The sequence below is a fragment of the Corynebacterium sp. 335C genome, assembly GCF_053525695.1.
This window is the reverse complement of sequence record NZ_JASTTB010000002.1, coordinates 224,109-247,078: the sequence shown is the minus strand read 5'-3', so window position 1 is coordinate 247,078 and position 22,970 is coordinate 224,109. Positions and strand designations below refer to the sequence as shown.

Sequence of the window (22,970 nt, the reverse complement as noted above, 5' to 3'; positions counted from 1 at the left end):
TGCCGGGCCGTCGCGCATTTCGTTACCACTAAACCGTAAGTTCGCCGTACCGTAAACGCAACGGGCGGCATCCGCGAACGGAAGGAACGGAAGCGACAGATGTCCAAGAAGATCACGGTCCTCGTCGGCAGCCTGCGCGGCGGCTCGTACGCCCGCAAGATCGCGAAGAACTGCCTGGAATACTTCCCGGAGGGCTACGACGCGAGCATCGTCGAGATCCGCGACCTGCCCCTCTACAACTTCGACTACGACGACCCGGAGGTCCCCGAGGTCCAGACCCCGGCCGAGTACACCGAGTTCCGCGAGACCCTGAAGTCCTCCGACGGCGTCCTCTTCGTCACCCCGGAGAACAACCGCACCATCCCGGCGTGTCTGAAGAACGCCGTCGACATCGGCTCCAAGCCGAACGCCGACGTCGCGTGGAAGAACCTGCCGGCCGCGATCGTCAGCCACTCCGTCGGCCGCATGGGCGGCTACAGCTCCCAGAAGAACCTGAAGCTGGCGCTGTCCTACTTCGACATGCCGATGCTCGGCCAGCCGGAGGTCTTCATCGGCCAGTCCCCGACGCTCATCGACGAGGACGGGAACATCACCCAGGAGTCCACCGTCGACTTCCTCAAGGGCCACATCCAGCGCTTCGTCGAGCTCGTCGAGGCCAACCCGCGCGGCTAGCCGCACGGATGGTGCCCGCCGCAGGTCCGCGGTGGGCGCCGGCGTCCGCGGCCGCCTCCGCGGATCCGCGTGACGACGTCCACCGCCCCGGCCGGGAATCCCCGGCCGGGGCGGTTTCGCGTGCCGGGCCTCCCGCGCGGCGGCGGGAGGGCGCGCGGGCCCGGGCATGCCCCGGGTGCGCGTCCCGGGCGCACCCCGGGCGGCGGCCCCGCGGCGCACGGAGGCGTCGCAGGTGCGGGCGGTGCCTCAGCCCCGCGGCGCGTACATGATGATCGCGGCTCCGAGGAGGCACACCGCCGCACCGATCAGATCCCAGCGCCCGGGCCGGAAGCCGTCCATCACCATCGCCCACACCAGCGACCCGGCCACGAACACGCCGCCGTAGGCCGCCAGCACCCGGCCGAAGTCCGCGTCCGGCTGCATCGCCGCGACCATGCCGTACAGGCCCAGCGCGATGACGCCGGCGCCCACCCACAGCAGGCCGCGGTCCTCCCGCAGCCCCTGCCACACCAACCAGGCGCCGCCGATCTCCAGGACGGCGGCGAGGCCGAACAGCAGGACGGACTTCAGGACGAGCACGGCGGCCTCCTCGGCGGCGGATCGATCGGCGACGGTCGGGGTGATCGGGCGGAACGGGCGGGCGTGCCCGCCGGGAACGCCCGGGGCGGCGGGCTCCGCGGACTCCCCGCAGGGTACGCGGCCGGCGCTACTCCCCGCCGCGGCCGGGACCGAGCTCCGAGCCGCGTAGCTCCGCCATCGCGTCGCGGAGCGCCTCCAGCGCCGGGAGGGCGGCGCGGAGGGCCGCGCGGTCCCCGTCGTCAAGCAACTCGAAGGCGCGCCCCACCGTTCCGGCGCGGCGCCCCCACCGGGCGGAACGGCGCGCCGCGGCCTCCGGCGTCAGGCGCAGCCGGGCGGCGCGGCGATCCCGCTCGTCCGGGGTGCGCTCCAGATACCCGTCGCGCACCAGCGCGGAGACGATGCCGCTGACCGTGTTCGGCGCCAGGCGCAGCGCCTCCGCGATGGCGGAGGTGCCGGCGCCCGGGTGCTCGTGGACGTAGCCCAGGACCTCCTTGCCGGACATCGACAGCTTCGGCGCCGGGGCGGTGCCGCGGCCGTCCGCGGCGCCGTCGGCCGGGGTCTCCGGCGCCGGGCGCCGCTGCAGCCGGCGCAGCTCGACGATGAGCCGGGACATGCGGACGGCGTCGTCGTCGGTCATCGGGGGCTCCTGGGCTGCGGGAAATCGGGCGGGGCCGCGGGGCGTCGCGGCGGTCGTGCGGTGGGGGCGGGCCGGGGCCGGCGGGCGAGCCGGCACCACCCGATTATCCCCCGGCCGGGGCGGCGGGCACGTCCGGACCCTCCCCCGCCTCCGGGTCGTCGACCGTGATGACCAGCGGGCATCCCCGCGTCGGATGCTCCACCACCGTCACCGGCTGGTGGTACAGCCGCCGGATGGTCGGCGCCGTCAGAACGTCGGCGGGCGCGCCGTCGGCGGCGATGCGGCCGTCCTCCAGCAGCAGGATGCGGTCGGCGTACGCCGCCGCCAGGTTCAGGTCGTGCAGCACCACGACGACGCAGGTCCCGGCGTCGCGCAGCGTCCGCGCCGCCCGCAGCACCGCCTCCTGGTGGCGCAGGTCGAGCGCCGCGGTCGGCTCGTCGAGCAGCACCACCGGGGCGGTCTGGGCCAGAACGCGGGCGAACGCGGCACGGCCCATCTCGCCGCCCGACAGGGTCTGCACGTCGCGGGCGGCCATGTGGCCCATCTCCACCGCGTCGAGGGACGCGGCGACGATGCGGTCGTCGGCCTCCCGGTCCGGGCGGTGCGACAGGCGCGCCAGCCGCACGATCTCCTCGACCGAGTAGGAGAACCTGACGACGTGATCCTGCGGCAGCACCGCCCGCCGCAGCGCCAGCTCCCGCGGCCGGAACGACCCGATGTCGCGGCCGCCCAGCAGCACCTCGCCGGCATCCGGGGTGATGTCGCCGGACAGGACGCCGAACAGCGTCGACTTGCCCGCGCCGTTCGGGCCCAGCAGCGCCGTCACCTCCCCGGCGCGGACCGCCACGTCGACGCCGTCGAGGATCGTCCGGTTGGCGTACGACAGCCGCACGCCAGACGCGGAGACGGCAGGGACGGCACCTTCGGTTTTGTGCTCGCGCGCGCTCACGCCTTCATCACCGTCCTGCGCCGCGACAGCAGCCACAGGAAGAACGGCCCGCCGACGACGCCGGTGAACAGGCCGATCGGGATCTCCGACGGCGGGTTCAGCGTGCGGGCGCCGATGTCGGCGGCGACGATCATCAGCGCGCCGCCGAGGCAGCTGATGGGCAGCAGCCACCGGTGCACCGGCCCGACGATGAGGCGGACGATGTGCGGCACCACCAGGCCGACGAAGCCGATGGAGCCGGCCAGCGCCACCGCCGCGCCGACGACCAGCGACGTCGCGACGACGAGCAGCAGCCGCGTGCGCTTGACGTCCAGGCCGACGTGGTGCGCCTGCCGCTCGCCGAGCGCCAGCACGTCGAGGGGCCGCGCGAGGAACATGAGCATGACGACGCCGACCGCGAAGAACGGCACGCCCGCCGCCAGCGTCTCCCAGCTGGCCCGGTTGAGGGAGCCCATCGACCAGAAGGTGATGGCCTCCAGCTCGGTGGTGTCGGCGATGTAGGTGAAGAAGCCGTTGACGGAGCCGGCCATCGCGGTGATGGCGATGCCGACCAGGAGGATCTGCACCGTCCCCGCGCCGTTGCCGCGGCCCGGCCGCGCCAGGGCGTAGATGAGCGACGTCGTCGCCATGCCCGCGACGAACGCGGAGAACGACACCGTCCACTCGCCGAAGAACTGCAGTCCGAGGACGATCGCGCAGATGGCGCCGAGGGAGGCGCCGGAGGTGACGCCGATGACGCCCGCGTCTGCCAGCGAATTGCCGAACAGGCCCTGCAGCGCCGCGCCCGCGATGGCCAGGCACGCGCCGACCAGCGCCGCGAGCAGCACCCGCGGGAAGCGCACGTCCCACACCACGATGCGGTGCGGCTCCGGGATGTCGCCGGCCTCCATCAGGCCCATGCCGTCGGCGATGGCGCGCAGCACCTGCGGCGGCGTCAGCCCCAGCGGGCCGACGGCGACGCCGGCGATCATCGCGGCCAGCAGCACCGCCGTCGTGACGACGATGGCGATGATGCCGCGCGGCCGCCGCACGACCCCCTCGTCGACCGGCGTCCGGGCCCTCGCATGGGCGTGACCGCGCCCGGGGGCGCGGCCACGCTCGTCGGTGCGCTGCGTCACTTGTCCGCGTACAGCGCCTGCTGCAGGGTCTGGACGGCGGCGCCGGCGGAGACGCCGGACATCTTGATGTACTCGTCGGGCAGCACGATGAGGTTGCGCTTCTCCGCGGCGGGGGTGCCGTTGAGGCCCGCGACCTTCTCCCAGATGCCCTCCTCGCCGCCGAGGTCCTCGAGCTCGGACTCGGCGACGACGATGTACTCCGGCTTCACGGCGATGAGGCCCTCGGCGGTGACCGGCGAGTAGCGCTCCAGGCCGGCCTCGGCGCCGGTGTTGACGCCGCCGGCGGCGACGATGATCTCGTGCGCCGGGGTGGACTCGCCGGCGCCGGTGGTCGTTCCGGAGTCACCTGCGCCCTTGGAGGACAGGTGCATCACGCGCGGGCGCTCGTTCTCGGCGACGCCCTCGTAGCCCTTCGCAGCCTCGGCGATCTGCTCCTCGACCTTGCCCGCGAGCTCCTCGCCGGTCTCCGGCACGCCGAGCAGCTCGGCGGTCTTCCGGATCTTGTCCGGGGCGGGCTGGGCGCGGTCGACGATGACGGCGGGGACGCCGACGTCGCGCAGGCCCGTCGTCAGCTTCTCGTGGCGGCGGAGGTTGGAGCCGATGACCAGGTCGGGCTGCAGCGCGACCATGCCCTCGACGTTGAGCGCGCCCTTGCCCTCCGGCAGCGTCTCCTCCGCCTGCTCGGCGAGCTCCGGGAACAGCGAGCCGGTCGGCACGATCTTCACCGCGTCGCCGAGGCCGAGGGCGTGGGCGATCTGCAGCGTCGGGTCGTCCATGACGGCCACGCGCTCGAGGGAGGCGACCTCGACGGTGTTGCCCGCGTCGTCGGTGAAGGTCACCGGCAGCGACGGCGTGCCGGCCTCCACGGTCGGGGCCTGCACGTCGGCGGTGGCCGCCGTGGCGGCGGAGCCCTCCGCGGAGGCTCCTCCGGAACCGGAGTCCCCGCACGCGCCCAGGAACAGGGCGGCGGCGAGGACCGGGGCGGTCGCGAGCTTGAGCTTTCGGGACACGGTCGTCCTTCCTGTGGTCGGGGTCGGGCGCCGGGATGCGGGCGCCGCGGGATACCTCGGTCACCGAGGTGTTAGGCAAGGCGACACTACATCGCCATACATATCCCGGGCAACCCAAACGGTGAAATGCATTCCGGGTCAGGGATTCGCGCGCCGCCCGGCGCGTGCGCCCCCTCGCGGCGCGACGATCGAGTCGAACGACGACCGCGAACGACGGCCGTGGAGGAGGAGACGATCATCATGAGCGCGCACGATGCGACCCCAGGCCGCAGGGACTGGTGGGGCCTGGCGGTGCTGGCCACCTCGCTGCCGTCCGCCCTGAACGGCGCGGGCATCGGCGGCCCGGCCGCCGACGGGATGGTCGACGCGGTCCGGCAATCCGCCGGCGGGGCGCTCGCGGCGCTGCGCGACTCCGGTGCGGCGAACCCGTTCGGCCCCGGTGCGCCGGCGGTCGTCGACGCCCTGACGGCCGGCTTCGCCGACGCCACCCGGTGGGCGGCCCTCGCCGCCGGAGCCTTCCTGCTCCTCGGCTTCCTCGGCGCCCTGCGCGTCCGCGTCGCCGCCGGCCGGGAGGTCCCGGCGGAGGAGGGCCCGGCGACGCCGTCCGGCGGCGCCGTGCCGGCCTGACGGGCGACGACCGGCGCGGGCATCCGCGGCCGCCCGGCGGCGAGGTCCGGGGAACCGCCGCCCGCGGCGGCCCCGTGGCCTACCCTCCCGCTCATGGAGCAGCTGGTCTTCACGTACGTCCCCGCCGAATACCGGGACCTCCTCCGTTTCCTGGACCCCGACATCTTCATGGTCTGGTACGGGCCGATCGGGCTCCTGCTCTTCTTCGCGTACATCCCCCTCGCCTGGCATCCGGCGAAGAACCCCTCGCACGCGCCGAACCTCATCGACTCCGCCGCCATGCGATACGGCAAGCACGACGGCCGGGGGATGATGGGACGCGTCGCCTTCCTGCTGGCCCGCGACCCGGATCTCATCCGCGATGCCGGACGGGCGATGCCCGCCGAACCGCTGGTGCGGGGGCTGGCGGAGCACCCGGCGGCCGTCGCCGCGGCGAACTACGTCGCCCGGCCGCACGCGCATCACCCCGGCGAACCCGGGGAGCCGACCGCCGAGCGGTTCCTGGAGACGGACGCGTTCCGGTCCGCGGTGCCGGCCGAGCGCGTGCTGCAGGAGCAGCTGCGGAAGGCGAGCCTCCCGGGCGTCCCCGCCCGCGTCCTGGAGGTGGCGCTCATCCTGTACATGCTAGTCGGCGCACTATGGGGGTACGTTGACGTCAACACCACGGAGGACGCCGACTTCGGGTTCATCCTCTCCTTCCTCACGGTGATGTTCGGCTCCTGCGGCGTGATCATCGTCCTCATGCGGCGGCGCCGCCTGCTCCGGACGGAGCCCGTGCACCGGTTCCGAGCCGAGCTCCCGGCCGCCGCCCTGCCGCCGGAGCACGTCCGGACCCTCGCGCTGGCCGCGACCCTCGCGTCCCGGAGCCCGGCCGACGCATGGGCCGGGGATCCGGACCTCGCCCGGAACATGGGCCTGACCGGAGAGGAGGAGCATCTCGCCGCCGCGGACAAGCGCCGGCGCCGCGGGGAACGCCGCGGTTCCCGGCGCGCACATGCATCCGGCGCCACCGCCCCACGTTGACGGGAGGCCACCGGCGACGGCCGGGGGACGGTGACGCAATGTCTCCCCGGCCTCCGGCCCGCCGCCGACGCGAAACCTCCTGGGGTTAACGCGATGTAGCGACCCAAACGCGATCTGCGTCCTGGGGATTTGCATCGGATTTTGTCGCGTTTGGGCCGCTAAACCGCATTGACCGACCGTGACGGGGCATGACACCGGCCCAATCCCGCGGCGTAGCGTGAAGGCATGTCACGAAAGCGCTCGCCGAAGAAGCCCGACACCACGACGCACGCCCGCCGCACCGCCCGCCTCCTCGCCGGCCTCTGCGCCGGCATGGGCGCACTGCACTTCATCAAGCCGGAGCCCTTCGACGGGATCATCCCGCCCGAACTGCCCGGCGAACCCCGCGCCTGGACCTACGGCTCCGGCGTCGCGGAGCTCGCGACCGCCGGGCTCCTGGCAGTCCCGCGCACCCGCCGCCTGGGCGGCCACGCCGCGGTCGCCCTGTTCATCGGCGTCTTCCCCGGCAACCTCGAGATGGCCCGGCAGTGGCGGCACAGGCACGTCGGATGGCAGCTCATCTCGCTCGGCCGGCTCCCGCTGCAGGCGCTGCTCATCAAGCAGGCCCGCGAGGTCGCCCGGCACGGCTGAGCCGGCGCCCGCGCCGGCACCGGCACGACCGGCTCGCGGCGGCGACGGGGCACCGGGCTGCGCCACCCCGGACGCGACGACGGCCCGGCACCCGCATGGGGCACCGGGCCGGGGTTTGCGGTGCTGCGTACCCGCTGCGTACCGGCAGCGATGCCGCTCCACTGCACGCCCTGGTCAACGGGCGATCGCCAAGAACAACTACACGTTGAACTTGAACTCCACGACGTCGCCGTCGCGCATGATGTAGTCCTTGCCCTCCTGGCGGACCTTGCCGTGCGCCTTCGCCTCGGCCATCGAACCCGCCTCGACCAGGTCGTCGAAGGAGACGATCTCGGCCTTGATGAAGCCGCGCTCGAAGTCGGTGTGGATGACGCCGGCGGCCTGCGGGGCGGTGTCGCCGCGGCGGATGGTCCAGGCGCGGGCCTCCTTCGGGCCGGCCGTCAGGTAGGTCTGCAGGCCCAGGGTGCGGAAGCCGGCGCGGGCGAGGGAGTTCAGGCCCGGCTCGTCCTGCCCGATCTCCTCGAGCAGCTCCATGCGGGACTCCTCGTCCAGCTCCAGCAGGTCGGCCTCGGCCTTGGCGTCCAGGAACACGCAGTTCGCCGGGGACACGGCGGAGGCCAGCTCCGCACGGCGGTCCTCGTCGCCCAGCACGTCCTCGTCGGCGTTGAAGACGTAGAGGAACGGCTTCGCGGTCAGCAGGTGCAGCTCGCGCAGCCCGGCGAGGTCGATCTCGTCGGAGGCGGCGAACAGGGTCCGGCCCTCCTCCAGGATGGCCTGGGCGCGCTTGACCAGCTCCACCTCGCCGGCCTTCTCCTTGTCGCGCTTGGCCTCCTTCTCCAGGCGCGGCACCGCCTTCTCGATGGTCTGGAGGTCGGCGAGGATGAGCTCGGTCTCGATGACGCCGATGTCGCTGGCCGGGTCGACGCGGCCGTCGACGTGCACCACGTCGTCGTCGGCGAAGACGCGGACGACCTGGCAGATGGCGTCCGCCTCGCGGATGTTCGCCAGGAACTTGTTGCCCAGGCCCTCGCCCTCCGAGGCGCCCTTCACGATGCCGGCGATGTCGACGAACGACACCGTGGCCGGGAGGATGCGCTCCGAGCCGAAGATCTCCGCCAGCGTGTTCAGGCGCGGATCCGGCAGTTCGACGACGCCGACGTTCGGCTCGATGGTGGCGAACGGGTAGTTCGCGGCGAGCACGTCGTTGCGCGTCAGGGCGTTGAAAAGGGTGGACTTGCCGACGTTGGGCAGACCGACGATTCCAAGAGTAAGGCTCACGGACGCCATCCTACGGCCCCGCCCGACGCGGCAGAAGGACCACCCCGGCGCGCCGCTCCCCCGGAGGCCGCGCCGCCGCGGCGGCGGCCGTCGTCACGCACCGCGCGCACCGCACGCACCGCGCACCGCAGCGCGCGCGGCCCCGCGCACGCGACCGCGCAGCGCACCGCAGCGCACCGCAGCGCACCGCAGCGCACCGCAGCGCGTGACGACGGTACCCGCCCCCGCACCCCCGCCACCCCGACCGGGGGTGCCGCTTAACCGAGAAACCTCTTCCGAAGGTTAACGAACGCTGATAATCTCCCCCCGGATTTGCCGGGCGGGAGACGTCGTCGCCGGCCGCGGCGGCTCCACCCCGGCCACCTCCGGCCCAGGTCACATGGACCGGCGACGAACCGCACGCGGCGCGCGCCCGGCACCCGCGGACCGCCGGGGCGGACGGGGACCGTCCCCCGCTCCTACGTCGATCGGATTGACATGACCGCATCGAACGCCGGCACCGCCGGCACCTCCAAGGGAAGAGAGGTGTTCTCGTCCCGGACGGCCTTCCTCTTCGCGGCCATCGGCTCCGCCGTGGGCCTGGGCAACATCTGGCGCTTCCCGTACGTCGCCTACGAGTCGGGCGGCGGCGCCTTCCTCATCCCGTACCTGGTCGCGCTGCTGACCGCGGGCATCCCGCTGCTGTTCCTGGACTACGCGCTGGGCCACCGCTTCCGCGGCTCCGCGCCGAAGACGTTCCGCCGCATCAAGTCGTGGGCCGAGCCGGTCGGCTGGATCCAGGTGGGCGTCGCGTTCTTCATCACCGTCTACTACTCGGTGATCATCGCGTGGGCCGCCATCTACGCGTGGAAGTCCATCGGCAAGAGCTGGGGCGACGACCCCAACGCGCACTTCTTCGAGGACTTCCTGCGCGCCGACACGGAGACGATGACGTCGCTCGACTTCATCTGGCCGATCGCCATCGTCCTGCTGGTCGTCTGGGTCGCGGTCATCGCGGTGCTGGCGCTGGGCGTCGACAAGGGCATCGGCAAGGTGTCGAAGATCTTCATCCCGCTGCTGCTGGTGCTGTTCATCGCCGTCGTCGTCTTCGCGCTGACGCTGCCGGGCGCCGCCACCGGCCTCGACGCCCTGTTCACCCCGAACTGGGCGGCGCTGCAGGACTCGGGCGTGTGGATCGCGGCCTACGGCCAGATCTTCTTCTCCCTGTCCGTCGGCTTCGGCATCATGCTGACCTACTCCTCCTACCTGAAGCCGCGCTCGAACCTGACGGGCACGGGCCTGGTCACCGCGTTCGCGAACTCCTCCTTCGAGGTCCTCGCCGGCATCGGCGTCTTCGCCACCCTGGGCTTCATGGCCATGCAGGCCGGCTCCGGCGTCGACGAAGTCGTCAGCTCCGGCATCGGCCTGGCGTTCGTCGCCTTCCCGGCCGTCATCTCGGAGATGCCGGGCTTCATCGGCCCGCTGTTCGGCGTCCTGTTCTTCCTGTCGCTGACCATCGCCGGCTTCACGTCGCTGATGTCGCTGCTGGAGGTCGTCGTCTCGGCGGCGCAGGACAAGCTGGGCATCGGCCGCACGCAGGCGGTCCTCGGCGTCGGCGGCCTCATGGCCGTCCTGGCGATGATCTTCTTCCCCACCACCACGGGCGTGGCGACGCTGGACATCGTCGACCGGTGGGCGAACAACGTCGGCATCGTCGGCGTGGCGCTCATCTCCATCGTGGTGCTGGACTGGATCCTCCGCCGCACGGACGAGTTCGGCATGCACCTCAACTCGGTGTCCTCGTTCCACGTGGGCACGTGGTGGCGCATCTGCGTCGCGAACATCACCCCGGTCATCCTGGGCTTCACGCTGCTGCAGGAGATCATCGGCCACTTCCAGGAGAACTACGAGGGCTACAGCGACCTGCAGCTCAACGTGTACGGCTGGGGCGTCATCGCGGTCATCGTGCTCGGCGCGCTGTCGCTGTCGCTGGTGCCGTGGCCGTCGAACCAGTACCTGGACGGCCCGCCCGGCTCCGACTTCGGCGTGCAGCCGGATCTGCGGACCCGCTACCGCCGCCCGCACGTCGCCGAGCCCGCCGCGCCGAACGGCGCGCAGGCCGATGACGCCGCCCCGACCACCGTGAAGGAGGACTGAGCATGTCCGGCATCGCAATCGTGATGATGGCGCTGTTCATCGTCGTCATCTGGGGCGGTCTCGTCCTGTCCGTCATCCACCTGTTCCGGCACCCCGACGAGTCGTCGGGCCGCATGGGCTTGGACCCGGAGCTCACCGACGAGGTGCTCGCGGACCTCGAGCGGGAGTAGCCCGGGCGGCGTCCGCCGTCGCGTGACGACGGCACCCGCCCCGCCCCTCCCCCGCACCCCACGGCGACCCCGCCCCGGCATCCCCGCCGGGGCGGGGTCGCCGCCGTCATTCCGTGCGGCCCGGCCGCGCGGCGGAGCCGTCCGCGCCGGGGAGGCGGCCGTCGTCACGCGCATGCCCCGGACGCGCGGTCGTGCGCCGGCGGATCCGGGCGGCGCGGCGGCCGTCGTCACGCGAAACCCGGGTGAACGGCGCGCACCATCGCGGCCCCCGGGGTTCCCGTGCGGGTCCCGATGGGACATAATCGGCGTGTGACAGACAACGACAAGCGCGACGACGACGCGCGCCGCAGCCCAGAGGAGCAGCGCGACCTGATCGACCGGGTCGTGGGCTCCGAGCCCATCCGCATCGAGCAGTCGCTCTCGGTGCCCGCCGACGACCACGCGCAGGACACCAGCCGGGCGGACCTGCCGAAGGACGGCGACGAGCTCCACGAGCTGATGAAGGAGACGGACTCCGAGACGATCGACCGCGCCGACGTCATCGGCGAGGGCGCCCGCTGGTTCGCCGGCTGGTGCCTGCGGTTCCTCATCGCCGCCGCGGCCCTGTACGTCGGCTGGTGGGTCCTGTCGAAGATCTGGGCCGGCCTGCTGCCCGTCCTGCTGGCGCTCATCGTCTGCACCGTCCTGTGGGTGCCGACGCGCTGGCTGCGGAAGCTGAAGTTCCCGAACGCGCTGGCCTCGGCGACGGCGATGATCCTCGCCTTCGGCATCGTCGGCGGCATCTTCTACCTGATGTGGCCGGTCGTCCGCGACCAGATCCCGACGCTGGCCGACCAGTTCAGCGCCGGCATCTCCCACCTGCAGACGTTCCTGCAGGAGCGCATGAACTTCTCGCAGGACGTGTCCATCGACCTGTCGAAGATCACCGACTGGCTGCAGCAGCGGTCCAGCGAGATCGCCTCCAGCGTCTTCACCGGCGTGTCCGCGGTGACCTCCGTCGGCGTCACCCTCGTCGTCACGCTGGTCCTGACGTTCTTCTTCCTGAAGGACGGCGACAGCTTCCTGCCGTGGCTGCGCGGCATCACCGGCCGCCGCCTGGGCTGGCACCTCACCGAGGTCCTGACCCGCTCCTGGAACACCCTGTCCGGCTTCATCCGCACGCAGGCCATCGTGTCGTTCATCGACGCGCTGCTCATCGGCATCGGCCTGTACTTCCTGGACGTGCCGCTGGCGTTCGTCCTGGCCGTCATCACCTTCTTCGCCGGCTTCATCCCGATGATCGGCGCGTTCACCGCCGGTTTCATCGCCGTCGTCATCGCCCTGGTCGCCAACGGCCTGGGCAACGGCATCGCGGTGCTCGTCCTCATCGTCGTGGTCCAGCAGGTCGAGGGCAACGTCCTGCAGCCGTTCCTGCAGTCCAAGGCGATGGAGCTGCACGCCGCCATCGTCCTGCTGGCGGTCACCGTCGGCTCCACGCTGTTCGGCATCATCGGCGCGTTCCTGGCCGTCCCGGTCGCCGCCGTCATCGCCGTGTGGCTGCGCTACCTCGGCGACCTCACCGACCTGCGCACCGGCGACAAGACCGCCAGCGACATCGGCTTCGCGACGGAAGCCGGGTCGATGTCGGGCATGCAGATGGAGGCCGTCGCCAAGGCGATGCGCGAGCGCCTCGTCTCCCTGCGCCGCGGCGCCGGCGCCTCCGCCGCCGCCCCGTCCGCCCACCCGGTCGAGGCCTCCGACGGGCGCACCTCCTCCGGCGACGCCACCCCGGCCGACCCGGCGCGCGGCGAGTCCGGCGGCCGCGGCTTCCTGGGCCGCGTCACCGGCATGGTGACCGGCCGCGGCGACCGCGAGGGCCGCGACTAGCGCCTCCCGGTCCGCCGTCCGGGTCCCCCGGGACCCGGGCCCGCGGCGGGGCTGACCCGCCGCCCGGCGCAACCTCCCCGGTCGCGGGGGCCCGCGCCGGTACCATGCGACGCGTGACAGCGACCACGAGGACCCCACGCCCGACCGCCGACGCCCAGCACGGCCCCCGGCGGCTGCCGCTGTGGGGTCCCTTCGCGCTCCAGGCGTTCGCCGCGGTCGTCAGCGTCCTGGTCGCCTCGGCGACCGGGGGCGTCGGGCTGCCGCACGTGCTGCTGATGGCGGCGTCCGCGATCGCGGGCGCCGCCCTCGTCGATCCCCGCGGGCTGACGCTGACGGTGTCGTCGCAGCCGCTGCTGTTCTCGGTGCTGACGTTCCTGGTCGGCTGGGGGTCGCAGGCCATGTCCGACGGGGCCGCGGGTGGCGGCATGGGCCGGCGCACGCGCCTCATCACGGCGGCCTACCCCATCGTCGATCTGTTCCCGTGGATGGTCCTCATCCTGGTGATCTGCATCGCCGTCGGGTTGTGGCGCTACCTGCGCATCCGCGGCGCGAACGTCGCGGTGTCGCGCGAGGAGCGCCGCCGCCTGCGCGACGAGCGCCGCGCGGAGATGACGCAGCGACAGGATGCGCGGGCCCGGCGCCGCCTCGCGGGCACCGGCCCGGAGGGTGCCGCCGACGCGCGTGACGACGCCCCCTCCCCCGCGCCCGACGCCCGCGGCGACGCCGCCCCGGCCCGCCCGCGGGGCGCCGATCCGCGTGCCGGGCGCCCGCGTGCGGAGCGCCCCCGCGCGGAGCGTCCGCGGCACGCCGCCCCGGGCAAGGGCGGCCGCCCGCAGCAGGGCCGTCCCGCCCAGGGCCGCCCGCAGCAGGGCCGTCCCGCGCAGGGTCGTCCGCAGCAGGGTCGCCCGGCGCAGGGCCGCCGTCCCGAGCCCGGCCGCCGGCCGGAACCGCGGGAGGCGGGCCGCCCCGATCCGCGCCGCCCCGCGCCGGAGGGCCGTCGTCCCGCCCCGCGCGACGGCCGCGCCGCCGATCCCCGCGACCCGCGGGCGCAGCGGCCGCGCCGCCCCGCTCCCCCGCAGGGCGCCCCGCGCGACGGCCGAGATCCCCGCGACCCGCGCGGCCGCGATCCCCGGGCCCGCCGCGGCGCCCCGCCGCAGCGCGATCCGCGGGCCGGTCGTCCGGCGGAGGATCCGCGCGCCCGGGATCCGCGCGATCCCCGCGGCCGCGATCCGCGCGCCGGCGCCGACCCGCGCCGGGGCGCCCCGGGCGGCGGCCGCCGCCCGAATCCCCCGCGCCGCCGCCCCGACGGCGACGCCCGCGGGGGCCGGCGCCGCCGCTGACCCCGCCCGGACCACACCCGGTCCGTCCACGAACCGCACCCGGCCGTCTTCCGTCCCTCAGGGGATCGGTGGACGGCCGCGGCGCGTCCGGGACCGGGTGCCGGGCGGGGCCCTACAATCGGCCGGTAGCACGAACCGATCCCGCATTCAGGAGGTCCTCCATGTCCGCCCCCGCTCCCCTGCGCCTGGCCGCCGGACTCGCCGTCACGGCGGCGGAGGAGGCGTTCCGGCTGCCATACCGCGTCGGCCGCATCCCGTCCCGCCTGCTCGCCGTGCCGGGCGACATCCGCCGCGGCGGCGAGCGCGCCGCGGAGCGGGCGGCGGGCCGCGCGCTGACCGGCGCGGTGCGCCTGCAGCAGTCCCTCAACGGGGTGATGGCGAAGGGCGAGGTGGCGCTCGAGGAGTTCGCGGCGCCGCCGGCCCCGGAGACCGCGGAGTGGGCGACGTTCGACGACGACGTCGCGGCGGAGTCCCCCGCCGACGTCGCGGCCCGCGTGGGCTACGACGGCCTGGACGCCGATGATCTGGAGGACCTGCTGGACGAGCTGCCGGCCGCCGACGCCGCGGCGCTGGCGGAGCACGAGGCGGCGGGCGAGGCCCGCCCGGCGTTCCTGACGCTGCTGGCCAACGCCGCCGACGGCCGCGCCTGATGGCGAAGCAGACGTCGGCGGAGGCCCCGGTCCCCGTCCGGGAGCTCAACCACCTGGTGAAGGGGTGGATCGAGCGGCTGGGGCGCATCTGGGTCGAGGGCCAGATCACGCAGGTCAGCACCAAACCGAACTGGAAGCTATCCTACATCACCTTCCGCGACACCGAGGTGGAGTCGTCGGTGCAGGTGACCTGCATGACCTCGCAGCTGCGGCAGAACCCGCTCCAGGAGGGCGACCGGGTCGTCATCCACGGCAAGCCCGCCTACTACGAGGGCCGCGGCAGCTTCTCCCTGTGGGCGACGGAGTGGCGCCCGGTGGGCGTCGGCGAGCTGCTGGCGCGCATCGAGCGGCTGCGCCAGGCGCTGGCGGCGGAGGGGCTGTTCGACCCGCGGCTGAAGCGCACGCCGCCGTTCCTGCCGCGCCGCATCGGCCTCATCACGGGCCGCGGCTCGGCGGCGGAGCGCGACGTGCTGTCGGTGGCCCGCCACCGGTGGCCCGGCGTCGACTTCGCCGTGCGCAACACCATCGTGCAGGGCCCGAAGGCCGTGCCGGAGGTCGTGGAGGCGCTGCGGGAGCTCGACGCGGACCCGGAGGTCGACGTCATCATCATCGCCCGCGGCGGCGGCTCCGTGGAGGACCTGCTGCCGTTCTCGGAGGAGGCCCTCATCCGCGCCGTGTCGCGGGCGGAGACCCCGGTCGTCTCCGCCATCGGGCACGAACCGGACCAGCCGCTGCTGGATCTGGTCGCCGACGTGCGGGCGGCGACGCCGACGGACGCGGCGAAGCGCATCGTGCCGGACGCGGAGGAGGAGCTGCGGCGGGTCGCGGAGATGCGCGCCCGCGCCGCGGCCGCTCTGCGCCGGTGGGTCGACCGGGAGGCGTCGACGGTGGCCGCGCTGCGCACCCGGCCGGCGCTCGCCGACCCGATGGGCCCGGTGCGGGCGCGGGCGGAGGACATCGAGCGGGGCGTGCTGCGGCTCCGCCAGGCGGTGCACCGCCGGCTGGACGCGGAGGACGCCGCGGTCGGCGCGCTGCGCGGCAAGGTGTCGGCGCTGGGCCCGGCGGCGACGCTAGCCCGCGGCTACGCGGTGGTGCAGGTCCAGCCCCGCGACGGCTCGGGCGACCAGGTGGTCACCACCATCGACCAGACCCCGCCGGGCTCGCAGCTGCGCATCCGCGTGGCCGACGGCGCCATCACGGCGGCGACCATGGGCGTGCGCCGCGCGGACTGACGCGCGGGAACGACGACGGACGACAGACGAAGGGAAACGACGGGATGACGGTGAACGTGTACGGCTCCGGCGACGGCTCGGACCGGGAGCAGGTGCCGGCGGAGCAGCTGGGCTACGAGCAGGCCCGCGACGAGCTGGTGGAGACGGTGAAGCTCCTGGAGCTCGGCCAGATGGGCCTCGATGATTCGCTGGCGCTGTGGGAGCGCGGCGAGGCGCTGGCCCGCCGGTGCGAGGAGCACCTCGCGGGGGCGCGCGAGCGCGTCGAAAAGGCCCTCGGCGAGGCCGCCGCGGAGGGCGGCGCCGCCGAGGGCTGACGCTCGTCGGCCGGTCCCGGCCGGGGACCGCGCCGGGGGTTATCCGGCTGCCGGGGCGGGGGCCTGCTGAGCGGGGTCCGCAGGCTGCGCCGGGGCGGGCGCCTGCTGCGCCGGATTGGCCGGATCCGCGGGGGCGGGCGCCTGCTGCGCCGGATCCGCGGGGGCGGCCGGCTGCGCCGGATCCGCCGGGGCCTGCTGGGCCGGCGTCTTCTCCGGGGCGTTCGCGTGGGCGGCGACGACCGCCTCCGCCAGCGTCCGGTACATCTCGTCGGACGCGGAACCCTGGATCTCCACGCGCACGTCGCCGAGGTCGGCGACCCACGTGCGGCGGATGTTCGGCTCGGTGCCCTCCGCGACCTCCCAGGTCACGCCGCCGGCTTCGACGGTGCCCGCGGAGATGCGGGGCGCTTGGTCCTCGTCGGGGAGCATGTCGGCGGGCGCGTCGGTCTGCAGGAGCTGGATGTAGGACTCCTCGCCGGTGACGTAGCCGATGGTCGACGTCTGGTGGGGGCCGACCATGCCGGCGCGCACCGAATTCGGCGTCCAGCCCTCCGGGACCTCCGGCGCGACGACGGTGTACGGCGTGCGCTGGTTCTCCTGGGCGAGGAACGCCTCGACGTCGACGTCCGGGATGGGGCCCATCTCGGGGCGTCCCGGGTTGAAGCTGCACAGGCCGGTCGTGCCGACGGCGATGAACATGATGACGGCCATGGCCGCCAGGCTCAGCACCATGTCGCGGCCGCCCTGCAGGATCCGCGGCTTTTCCGAACTCACGTCGCCAGTATGCCAGCCGCTCCCCCGGCCTCCCGAACCGAGGCCGCGCGCCCGCCCGCGCCCCGGGCCGGCCCTCGCCCGACCGGCCCGCACCGCCGCCACGCCGCCGCCGCGCCGCCGTCCGGGCGCGGCCCGCTGCGGCCGTCTGCCGACCGCTCCCCGCCCCGTCCTCCCGGTTCCGCGGGATGACACCCCCGGTCAGGCGATTGCCCACCCCCGGGCCGAGAAAAGTGGAAAACTGGGGGCATGCCCGCGTGGTTCCGGCATGCCCCGGACACCCCCGCGCATGACGGAAGATCACACAGCCCACGAACTTCGCATGGAGGCCGTACACATGAACGCACCGCACCCCGAGAGCCCCGATCGCAACCTGGCCATGGAGCTGGTCCGCGTCACCGAGTCGGCGGCGCTGGCCGCCGGCCGCTGGGTCGGCCGCGGCCAGAAGAACGAAGGAGACGGCGCGGCCGTCGACGCCATGCGCAAGCTGATCAACACCGTGCAGATGCAGGGCGTCGTCATCATCGGCGAGGGCGAGAAGGACGAGGCGCCGATGCTCTACAACGGCGAGGAGGTCGGCACCGGCACCGGCCCGGCCATCGACATCGCGGTCGACCCGATCGACGGCACCACCCTGATGGCCGAGGGCCGCCCGAACGCCATCTCCGTGCTGGCCGCCGCCGAGCGCGGCACCATGTACGACCCGTCGGCCGTGTTCTACATGGACAAGCTCGCCGTCGGCCCGGAGGCCGCGGGCTCGATCGACATCGAGGCCCCGGTGGAGCACAACATCAAGGCCGTCGCGAAGGCGAAGGGCATCGCGAAGGAGGACGTCACCGTCGTCGTCCTGGACCGCCCCCGCCACGCCCAGATGATCGCGGAGATCCGCGAGGTCGGCGCCAAGGTCCGCCTCATCGGCGACGGCGACGTCGCCGGCGCGGTCGCCGCGGCGAAGAACACCAACTCCATCGACATCGCCATGGGCATCGGCGGCACCCCGGAGGGCGTCATCACCGCCTGCGCCATGAAGTGCATGGGCGGCGAGCTGCAGGGCAAGCTCCACCCGCGCGACGAGGAGGAGATCGCGAAGGCCCGCGAGGCCGGCCTGGACCTCGACCAGGTGCTGACCACCAACGACCTGGTGGGCTCCGACAACTGCTACTTCGTCGCCACCGGCGTCACCAACGGCGACATGCTGCGCGGCGTCGCCTACCGCGGCGACGGCGCCTGGACCCGTTCCCTGGTCATGCGCTCGAAGTCCGGCACCATCCGCAACATCGAGGCGTTCCACAAGTTGACGAAGCTGCGCGAGTTCTCCGCCGTCGACTACGGCCGCGGCGAGAACTAGACCGCGCCGCACGCGCATCCGGCCGCGCGTCCGAACACGGGCGCGCGCCCGCGTGCGCAGGCGCGCCCGGGCGGCCGCCCGCGGCCCCTCCCCTTCCGGTGCCCCGCACCGGCCCCGCATCCCGGGGCCCGGCGCGGGGCACCCTCCGTTGCATCCCCCGGCACCCCCGCGTTCCCCGGATCACGGGCATACTTGGGGCGTGCCCCGGGGCCCGGCGGCGCACCCCCGCGTGCCCCGGCCACCCGACACGTCCGCGAAAAGCAGATCAGACGAAAGAGGTCGAGCATGACCGAACAGCAGTACCGCATCGAGCACGACACGATGGGCGAGGTCAAGGTCCCCGTCGACGCCCTGTGGCGTGCCCAGACCCAGCGCGCCGTGGAGAACTTCCCGATCTCCGGCCGTCCGCTCGAGTCCGCGCAGATCCGCGCGATGGGCCTGCTGAAGGCCGCCTGCGCGCAGGTCAACAAGGACAAGGGCCTGCTGCCGGCGGAGAAGGCCGACGCCATCATCGCCGCCGCGAAGGAGATCGCGGAGGGCAAGCACGACGACCAGTTCCCGATCGACGTGTTCCAGACCGGCTCCGGCACCTCGTCGAACATGAACACCAACGAGGTCATCGCGTCCATCGCGAAGGCCAACGGCGTCGACGTCCACCCGAACGACGACTCCAACATGGGCCAGTCCTCCAACGACACGTTCCCGACGGCCACCCACGTCGCCGCGACCGAGTCCGCCGTGAAGGTGCTCGTCCCGGCGCTGAAGAAGCTCCACGCCTCCCTCGACGCGAAGGCGAAGGAGTTCGAGCAGGTCGTGAAGTCCGGCCGCACGCACCTCATGGACGCCGTCCCGGTGACCCTGGGCCAGGAGTTCGCCGGCTACGCCCGCCAGATCGAGGCCGGCATCGAGCGCGTCGAGGCGACCCTGCCGCGCCTGGGCGAGCTGCCCATCGGCGGCACCGCCGTCGGCACGGGCCTGAACACCGACGCGGACTTCGGCGCCCTGGTGACCGAGGAGCTGAAGAAGCTCACGGGCGTCGAGGAGCTGCGCGAGTGCGTCAACCACTTCGAGGCGCAGGCCGCCCGCGACGGCCTGGTGGAGTTCTCGGGCGCGCTGCGCACCATCGCCGCGTCCTTCACGAAGATCGCCAACGACATCCGCTGGATGGGCTCCGGCCCGCTGACCGGCCTGGGCGAGATCCAGCTGCCGGACCTGCAGCCGGGCTCCTCCATCATGCCGGGCAAGGTCAACCCGGTGCTGTGCGAGACGGCCACCCAGGTCGCCGCGCAGGTCATCGGCAACGACGCGGCGGTCGCCTTCGGCGGCTCCCAGGGCGCGTTCGAGCTGAACGTGTACATCCCGATGATGGCCCGCAACGTCCTGGAGTCCTCCAAGCTGCTGGCCAACACCTCCGTCGTGTTCGCGGAGCGCCTGGTCGACGGCCTGAAGGCCAACGTGGACCACATGAAGGAGCTGGCCGAGTCCTCGCCGTCCATCGTGACGCCGCTGAACTCCGCCATCGGCTACGAGAACGCCGCGAAGGTCGCCAAGACCGCCCTGAAGGAGGGCAAGACCATCCGCCAGACGGTCATCGACCTCGGCTTCGTCGACGGCGAGAAGCTGACGGAGGAGGAGCTGGACAAGCGCCTCGACGTCCTCGCCATGGCGAACACCGACCGCGACAAGTAGGCGGTCGCCCGGGTCCCGCGCCGCGCGCGGGTTCCCGGCCCGGGGCGGCCCACCGCCCCGATGCGTGGCGACGGCCCCCGCCACCCGGTGCCCCCCGGGTGGCGGGGGCCGTCGCCGTGCGCGGACCCGCGGGGGCCGTCGCCGTGCGCGCGCCCGGCGCGCGACCGGGGCGGCGGACGTCGTCACGCAAACCCGCGGAGGCGGGCGCGGCCCGGGGCCGCGCGACAGCGGTCACGCGGCCGCGGCGTCAGGCGTGGCGGGCGGGGACGTCGGAGCGGCCGAGGGCGGCGGGCTCCTCCGCCTTCAGCAGGCCGGTGACCAGCTCCGCGATGCGGGAGCGCTCGGAGCGCTGCAGGGTGACGTGGCCGAATAGATCGTGGCCCTTGAGCTTCTCGACGACGGCGGCGACGCCGTCGTGGCGGCCGACGCGGAGGTTGTCGCGCTGGGCGACGTCGTGGGCGAGGACGACGCGGGAGTTGCGGCCCAGGCGGGACAGGACGGTGAGCAGCACGGTGCGCTCCAGCGACTGCGCCTCGTCGACGATGACGAACGCGTCGTGGAGGCTGCGGCCGCGGATGTGGGTCAGCGGCAGCACCTCGAGCAGCCCGCGGGCGCGGACCTCCTCCATCACGTTCTCGGAGACCAGCCCGTCGAGGGTGTCGTAGACGGCCTGGGCCCAGGGGTTCATCTTCTCGTCCTCGTCGCCCGGCAGGTAGCCCAGCGACTGGCCGCCGACGGCGTAGAGGGGGCGGAAGACGACGATGCGGCGGTGGCGGCCGCGCTCCAGCACGGCCTCCAGGCCCGCGCACAGGGCGAGGGCGGACTTGCCGGTGCCGGCGCGGCCGCCGAGGCTGACGATGCCGACCTCGTCGTCCAGCAGCAGGTCCAGGGCGACGCGCTGCTCCGCGGAGCGGGCGGTGACGCCGAAGGCCTGCCGGTCGCCGTCGACGAGCGTGACGACGCCGCCCGGGCGCACCCGGCCCAGCGCCGACTGGCCGGTCGGGGCCTGCAGCCGCAGGCCGCAGTTGACCGGCAGGTCCGCGACGGGGCCGCCGCCGGCGACGTGCAGCCCGTCGCCGTCGATCTCCCCGCGGGCGTAGAGGGAGTCGACGACCCCGCCGTCGCATTCGACGCGCGCCATGCCGGTGTAGCCGGTGGAGGGCACGTTCTGCGCCTGGTACTCGTCGGCCGGCAGGCCGACGACGCCGGCCTTGACCCGCAGCGGCACGTCCTTGGTCACCAGGACCACGTCCTCGCCCTCCGCGGCGAGGTTGAGGGCGCAGGCCAGGATGCGGTGATCATTGGAATCGGCCCGCATGCCGGAGGGCAGGCGGGCCGGGTCGACGTGGTTGAGCTCGACGCGCAGCGTCCCGCCCTCCCCCGTGACGGGCACGGGCAGGTCGAGGCGGCCGTGGACGACGCGCAGCTCGTCGAGGAAGCGCAGCGACGACCTGGCCAGCCAGCCGAGTTCGGGGTGGTGGCGCTTGGCCTCCAGCTCGTTGAGCACGGTGAGCGGCAGCACGACGGCGTGCTCCGCGAAGCGGGTCAGGGCCCGGGGGTCGGCGAGCAGCACCGACGTGTCCAGGACGTAGATTCGGTGGGCGGTGGGCGTGTGCACGGTGGTTCGTCCTCCTCGATCCGGTCCACCCCGACGCTAGGGGGCGGGCGTGCAAATGCCATGAGCGTGATATGGCCGCCCGGTGAACCCCGGGGCAATTCGCGGCGAACCGCGGTGGAGGTTTCCGCGGCGCGGGAGGACGATGGGCGCATGAGCCATCCCGACACGTACAAGGCCGCCGACGACCGCTACGACACGATGACCTACCGCCGCTGCGGCGCCTCCGGGCTGAAGCTGCCCGCGCTGACGCTGGGGCTGTGGCACAACTTCGGCGGCGACCGCCCGCTGGAGGACCAGCGGGCGATCCTGCGCAAAGCGTTCGACCTGGGCGTCACCCACTTCGACCTGGCGAACAACTACGGCCCGCCGCCGGGGTCGGCGGAGGAGAACGCCGGCCGCATCCTGCGCGAGGACTTCGCCGCGCACCGGGAGGAGCTGGTCATCAGCTCGAAGGCGGGCTGGCGGATGCAGGACGGGCCGTACGGCTTCGGCGGGTCGCGGAAGTACCTGGTGGGCTCGTGCGACGCGTCGCTGCGCCGGCTGGGGCTGGACTACGTCGACGTCTTCTACCACCACCGCCCGGATCCGGAGACGCCGCTGGAGGAGACGATCGGCGCGCTGGACCACATCGTGCGCTCGGGCCGCGCCTTGTACGCGGGCGTGAGCTCCTACTCCCCCGCCCTGACGCGGCGCGCGCAGGCGATTGCGCGGGAGCTGGGGACGCCGCTGGTCATCCACCAGCCGAGCTACTCCATGTACAACCGGTGGATCGAGGACGGGCTGCTGGACGCGTGCCGGGAGGAGGGCATGGGCGTCATCGCGTTCTCCGCGCTGGCGCAGGGCCTGCTGACGGACCGGTACGCGACCGACGTCCCGGCGGATTCGCGGCTGGGCGCGGGCAAGATGAGCCGCGATTTCCTGGACGACGACGTGCGGGCGGCGACGCGGGAGCTGGCGGCCATCGCCGCCGATCGCGGGCAGTCGCTGGCGCAGATGGCCATCGCGTGGGTGCTGCGCCGCCCGGAGGTGACGTCGGCGCTCATCGGCGCGAGCTCCGTGGCGCAGCTGGAGGAGAACGCGCGGGCGCTGGAGAACCTCTCCTTCTCGGACGACGAGCTCGCGGCCATCGACGTCCACGCCGTCGACCGCGGCATCAACCAGTGGGCCGGCGCGACGGAGTCGGTGCCGGAGTAGGGCGCGGGGCCGGCGGGTCGCCGTCGTCACGCGTCGTGCGGTGCGCGCGCGGTGCGTGACGACGGCGACCGCCGCGGCGCGGTTCCCCTCCCCGCGCCGCGGCGCGTGCCCGATCCCCC

General features: G+C 73.7%; 22 protein-coding genes. 14 read left to right on the top strand and 8 right to left on the bottom strand.

Annotation, left to right across the window (positions count from 1 at the left end; genetic code table 11):
• The first annotated feature begins 99 nt into the window (after nucleotides 1-99).
• Nucleotides 100-672, top strand: a complete 573-nt coding sequence (locus QQS41_RS08110; protein WP_448852204.1) for an NADPH-dependent FMN reductase — start codon at nucleotides 100-102, stop codon at nucleotides 670-672.
• 246 nt (nucleotides 673-918) lie between these two features.
• Here QQS41_RS08110 and QQS41_RS08105 read toward each other — a convergent pair whose 3' ends face one another.
• The 5 genes from QQS41_RS08105 to QQS41_RS08085 form a co-directional block, all read right to left on the bottom strand.
• Nucleotides 919-1,251, bottom strand: coding sequence for a YnfA family protein (locus QQS41_RS08105; protein WP_448852203.1), 333 nt, complete (start codon nucleotides 1,249-1,251; stop codon nucleotides 919-921).
• A 127-nt stretch (nucleotides 1,252-1,378) separates the two neighbouring features.
• On the bottom strand, nucleotides 1,379-1,888 hold the full coding sequence (locus QQS41_RS08100) for a MarR family winged helix-turn-helix transcriptional regulator (protein ID WP_448852202.1): 510 nt from the start codon (nucleotides 1,886-1,888) through the stop codon (nucleotides 1,379-1,381).
• Nucleotides 1,889-1,991: 103 nt separating this feature from the next.
• On the bottom strand, nucleotides 1,992-2,780 hold the full coding sequence (locus QQS41_RS08095) for a heme ABC transporter ATP-binding protein (protein WP_448852201.1): 789 nt from the start codon (nucleotides 2,778-2,780) through the stop codon (nucleotides 1,992-1,994).
• A gap of 53 nt (nucleotides 2,781-2,833) precedes the next feature.
• Nucleotides 2,834-3,868, bottom strand: a complete 1,035-nt coding sequence (locus QQS41_RS08090; RefSeq protein ID WP_448852200.1) for a FecCD family ABC transporter permease — start codon at nucleotides 3,866-3,868, stop codon at nucleotides 2,834-2,836.
• Between the two features lie 83 nt (nucleotides 3,869-3,951).
• Complete coding sequence (locus QQS41_RS08085; protein ID WP_448852199.1) at nucleotides 3,952-4,965, bottom strand: heme/hemin ABC transporter substrate-binding protein; 1,014 nt, start codon at nucleotides 4,963-4,965, stop codon at nucleotides 3,952-3,954.
• Between the two features lie 240 nt (nucleotides 4,966-5,205).
• Here QQS41_RS08085 and QQS41_RS08080 point away from each other — a divergent pair, with 240 nt between their 5' ends.
• The 3 genes from QQS41_RS08080 (at nucleotide 5,206) to QQS41_RS08070 (ending at nucleotide 7,245) form a co-directional block, all read left to right on the top strand.
• Complete coding sequence (locus QQS41_RS08080; protein WP_448852198.1) at nucleotides 5,206-5,592, top strand: hypothetical protein; 387 nt, start codon at nucleotides 5,206-5,208, stop codon at nucleotides 5,590-5,592.
• Nucleotides 5,593-5,685: 93 nt separating this feature from the next.
• On the top strand, nucleotides 5,686-6,615 hold the full coding sequence (locus QQS41_RS08075) for a hypothetical protein (protein ID WP_448852197.1): 930 nt from the start codon (nucleotides 5,686-5,688) through the stop codon (nucleotides 6,613-6,615).
• 225 nt (nucleotides 6,616-6,840) lie between these two features.
• The gene (locus QQS41_RS08070; protein WP_448852196.1) at nucleotides 6,841-7,245 is read left to right on the top strand and encodes a DoxX family protein; all 405 of its coding nucleotides are present in this window, start codon (nucleotides 6,841-6,843) and stop codon (nucleotides 7,243-7,245) included.
• A 198-nt stretch (nucleotides 7,246-7,443) separates the two neighbouring features.
• Here the strand turns inward: QQS41_RS08070 and ychF are convergent, their stop codons facing one another.
• Entirely contained in the window at nucleotides 7,444-8,523 is a 1,080-nt protein-coding gene (gene ychF / locus QQS41_RS08065; protein WP_448852195.1) for a redox-regulated ATPase YchF, read from the bottom strand.
• Between the two features lie 477 nt (nucleotides 8,524-9,000).
• Here ychF and QQS41_RS08060 point away from each other — a divergent pair, with 477 nt between their 5' ends.
• The 7 genes from QQS41_RS08060 (at nucleotide 9,001) to QQS41_RS08030 (ending at nucleotide 16,231) form a co-directional block, all read left to right on the top strand.
• Nucleotides 9,001-10,659 (top strand): sodium-dependent transporter, encoded by a 1,659-nt coding sequence (locus QQS41_RS08060; RefSeq protein ID WP_448852194.1) that lies wholly within the window; start codon nucleotides 9,001-9,003, stop codon nucleotides 10,657-10,659.
• 2 nt (nucleotides 10,660-10,661) lie between these two features.
• Nucleotides 10,662-10,829 (top strand): methionine/alanine import NSS transporter subunit MetS, encoded by a 168-nt coding sequence (metS, locus tag QQS41_RS08055; RefSeq protein ID WP_448852193.1) that lies wholly within the window; start codon nucleotides 10,662-10,664, stop codon nucleotides 10,827-10,829.
• 291 nt (nucleotides 10,830-11,120) lie between these two features.
• A complete protein-coding gene (locus tag QQS41_RS08050) occupies nucleotides 11,121-12,695 on the top strand; it encodes an AI-2E family transporter (protein ID WP_448852192.1) in 1,575 nt (524 codons plus the stop codon).
• Nucleotides 12,696-12,808: 113 nt separating this feature from the next.
• On the top strand, nucleotides 12,809-14,035 hold the full coding sequence (locus QQS41_RS08045) for a DUF6542 domain-containing protein (RefSeq protein WP_448852191.1): 1,227 nt from the start codon (nucleotides 12,809-12,811) through the stop codon (nucleotides 14,033-14,035).
• 161 nt (nucleotides 14,036-14,196) lie between these two features.
• Entirely contained in the window at nucleotides 14,197-14,685 is a 489-nt protein-coding gene (locus tag QQS41_RS08040; protein ID WP_448852190.1) for a hypothetical protein, read from the top strand.
• On the top strand, nucleotides 14,685-15,917 hold the full coding sequence (gene xseA / locus QQS41_RS08035; protein WP_448852189.1) for an exodeoxyribonuclease VII large subunit: 1,233 nt from the start codon (nucleotides 14,685-14,687) through the stop codon (nucleotides 15,915-15,917). Before QQS41_RS08040 ends, xseA begins: the two co-directional genes overlap by 1 nt.
• 44 nt (nucleotides 15,918-15,961) lie before the next feature.
• Complete coding sequence (locus QQS41_RS08030; protein ID WP_448852188.1) at nucleotides 15,962-16,231, top strand: exodeoxyribonuclease VII small subunit; 270 nt, start codon at nucleotides 15,962-15,964, stop codon at nucleotides 16,229-16,231.
• Between the two features lie 39 nt (nucleotides 16,232-16,270).
• On the opposite strand, the gene QQS41_RS08025 is transcribed toward QQS41_RS08030, so the two are convergent.
• Nucleotides 16,271-17,005, bottom strand: coding sequence for a DUF4245 domain-containing protein (locus QQS41_RS08025; RefSeq protein WP_448852187.1), 735 nt, complete (start codon nucleotides 17,003-17,005; stop codon nucleotides 16,271-16,273).
• A 334-nt stretch (nucleotides 17,006-17,339) separates the two neighbouring features.
• Between QQS41_RS08025 and glpX the strand changes: the two genes are divergently transcribed.
• Together glpX and QQS41_RS08015 are read left to right on the top strand one after the other, a co-directional pair.
• Entirely contained in the window at nucleotides 17,340-18,350 is a 1,011-nt protein-coding gene (glpX, locus tag QQS41_RS08020) for a class II fructose-bisphosphatase (protein WP_448852186.1), read from the top strand.
• A gap of 285 nt (nucleotides 18,351-18,635) precedes the next feature.
• Nucleotides 18,636-20,039, top strand: coding sequence for a class II fumarate hydratase (locus QQS41_RS08015; RefSeq protein ID WP_448852185.1), 1,404 nt, complete (start codon nucleotides 18,636-18,638; stop codon nucleotides 20,037-20,039).
• 247 nt (nucleotides 20,040-20,286) lie between these two features.
• Here QQS41_RS08015 and QQS41_RS08010 read toward each other — a convergent pair whose 3' ends face one another.
• Nucleotides 20,287-21,657, bottom strand: coding sequence for a PhoH family protein (locus tag QQS41_RS08010; protein ID WP_448852184.1), 1,371 nt, complete (start codon nucleotides 21,655-21,657; stop codon nucleotides 20,287-20,289).
• A gap of 150 nt (nucleotides 21,658-21,807) precedes the next feature.
• Between QQS41_RS08010 and mgrA the strand changes: the two genes are divergently transcribed.
• Entirely contained in the window at nucleotides 21,808-22,851 is a 1,044-nt protein-coding gene (gene mgrA, locus QQS41_RS08005; RefSeq protein ID WP_448852183.1) for an L-glyceraldehyde 3-phosphate reductase, read from the top strand.
• Nucleotides 22,852-22,970: the final 119 nt, after the last annotated feature.

Excerpts from the sequence above, each read along its gene's own strand:
- QQS41_RS08015 (WP_448852185.1), top strand. The coding sequence starts at position 18,636 with ATGACCGAACAGCAGTACCGCATCGAGCACGACACGATGGGCGAGGTC.
- QQS41_RS08075 (WP_448852197.1), top strand. The coding sequence starts at position 5,686 with ATGGAGCAGCTGGTCTTCACGTACGTCCCCGCCGAATACCGGGACCTC.
- QQS41_RS08080 (WP_448852198.1), top strand. The coding sequence starts at position 5,206 with ATGAGCGCGCACGATGCGACCCCAGGCCGCAGGGACTGGTGGGGCCTG.
- glpX (WP_448852186.1), top strand. The coding sequence starts at position 17,340 with ATGAACGCACCGCACCCCGAGAGCCCCGATCGCAACCTGGCCATGGAG.
- mgrA (WP_448852183.1), top strand. The coding sequence starts at position 21,808 with ATGAGCCATCCCGACACGTACAAGGCCGCCGACGACCGCTACGACACG.
- QQS41_RS08110 (WP_448852204.1), top strand. The coding sequence starts at position 100 with ATGTCCAAGAAGATCACGGTCCTCGTCGGCAGCCTGCGCGGCGGCTCG.
- QQS41_RS08060 (WP_448852194.1), top strand. The coding sequence starts at position 9,001 with ATGACCGCATCGAACGCCGGCACCGCCGGCACCTCCAAGGGAAGAGAG.
- QQS41_RS08070 (WP_448852196.1), top strand. The coding sequence starts at position 6,841 with ATGTCACGAAAGCGCTCGCCGAAGAAGCCCGACACCACGACGCACGCC.
- QQS41_RS08100 (WP_448852202.1), bottom strand. The coding sequence starts at position 1,888 with ATGACCGACGACGACGCCGTCCGCATGTCCCGGCTCATCGTCGAGCTG.
- QQS41_RS08050 (WP_448852192.1), top strand. The coding sequence starts at position 11,121 with ATGGGACATAATCGGCGTGTGACAGACAACGACAAGCGCGACGACGAC.
- xseA (WP_448852189.1), top strand. The coding sequence starts at position 14,685 with ATGGCGAAGCAGACGTCGGCGGAGGCCCCGGTCCCCGTCCGGGAGCTC.
- metS (WP_448852193.1), top strand. The coding sequence starts at position 10,662 with ATGTCCGGCATCGCAATCGTGATGATGGCGCTGTTCATCGTCGTCATC.
- QQS41_RS08040 (WP_448852190.1), top strand. The coding sequence starts at position 14,197 with ATGTCCGCCCCCGCTCCCCTGCGCCTGGCCGCCGGACTCGCCGTCACG.
- QQS41_RS08030 (WP_448852188.1), top strand. The coding sequence starts at position 15,962 with ATGACGGTGAACGTGTACGGCTCCGGCGACGGCTCGGACCGGGAGCAG.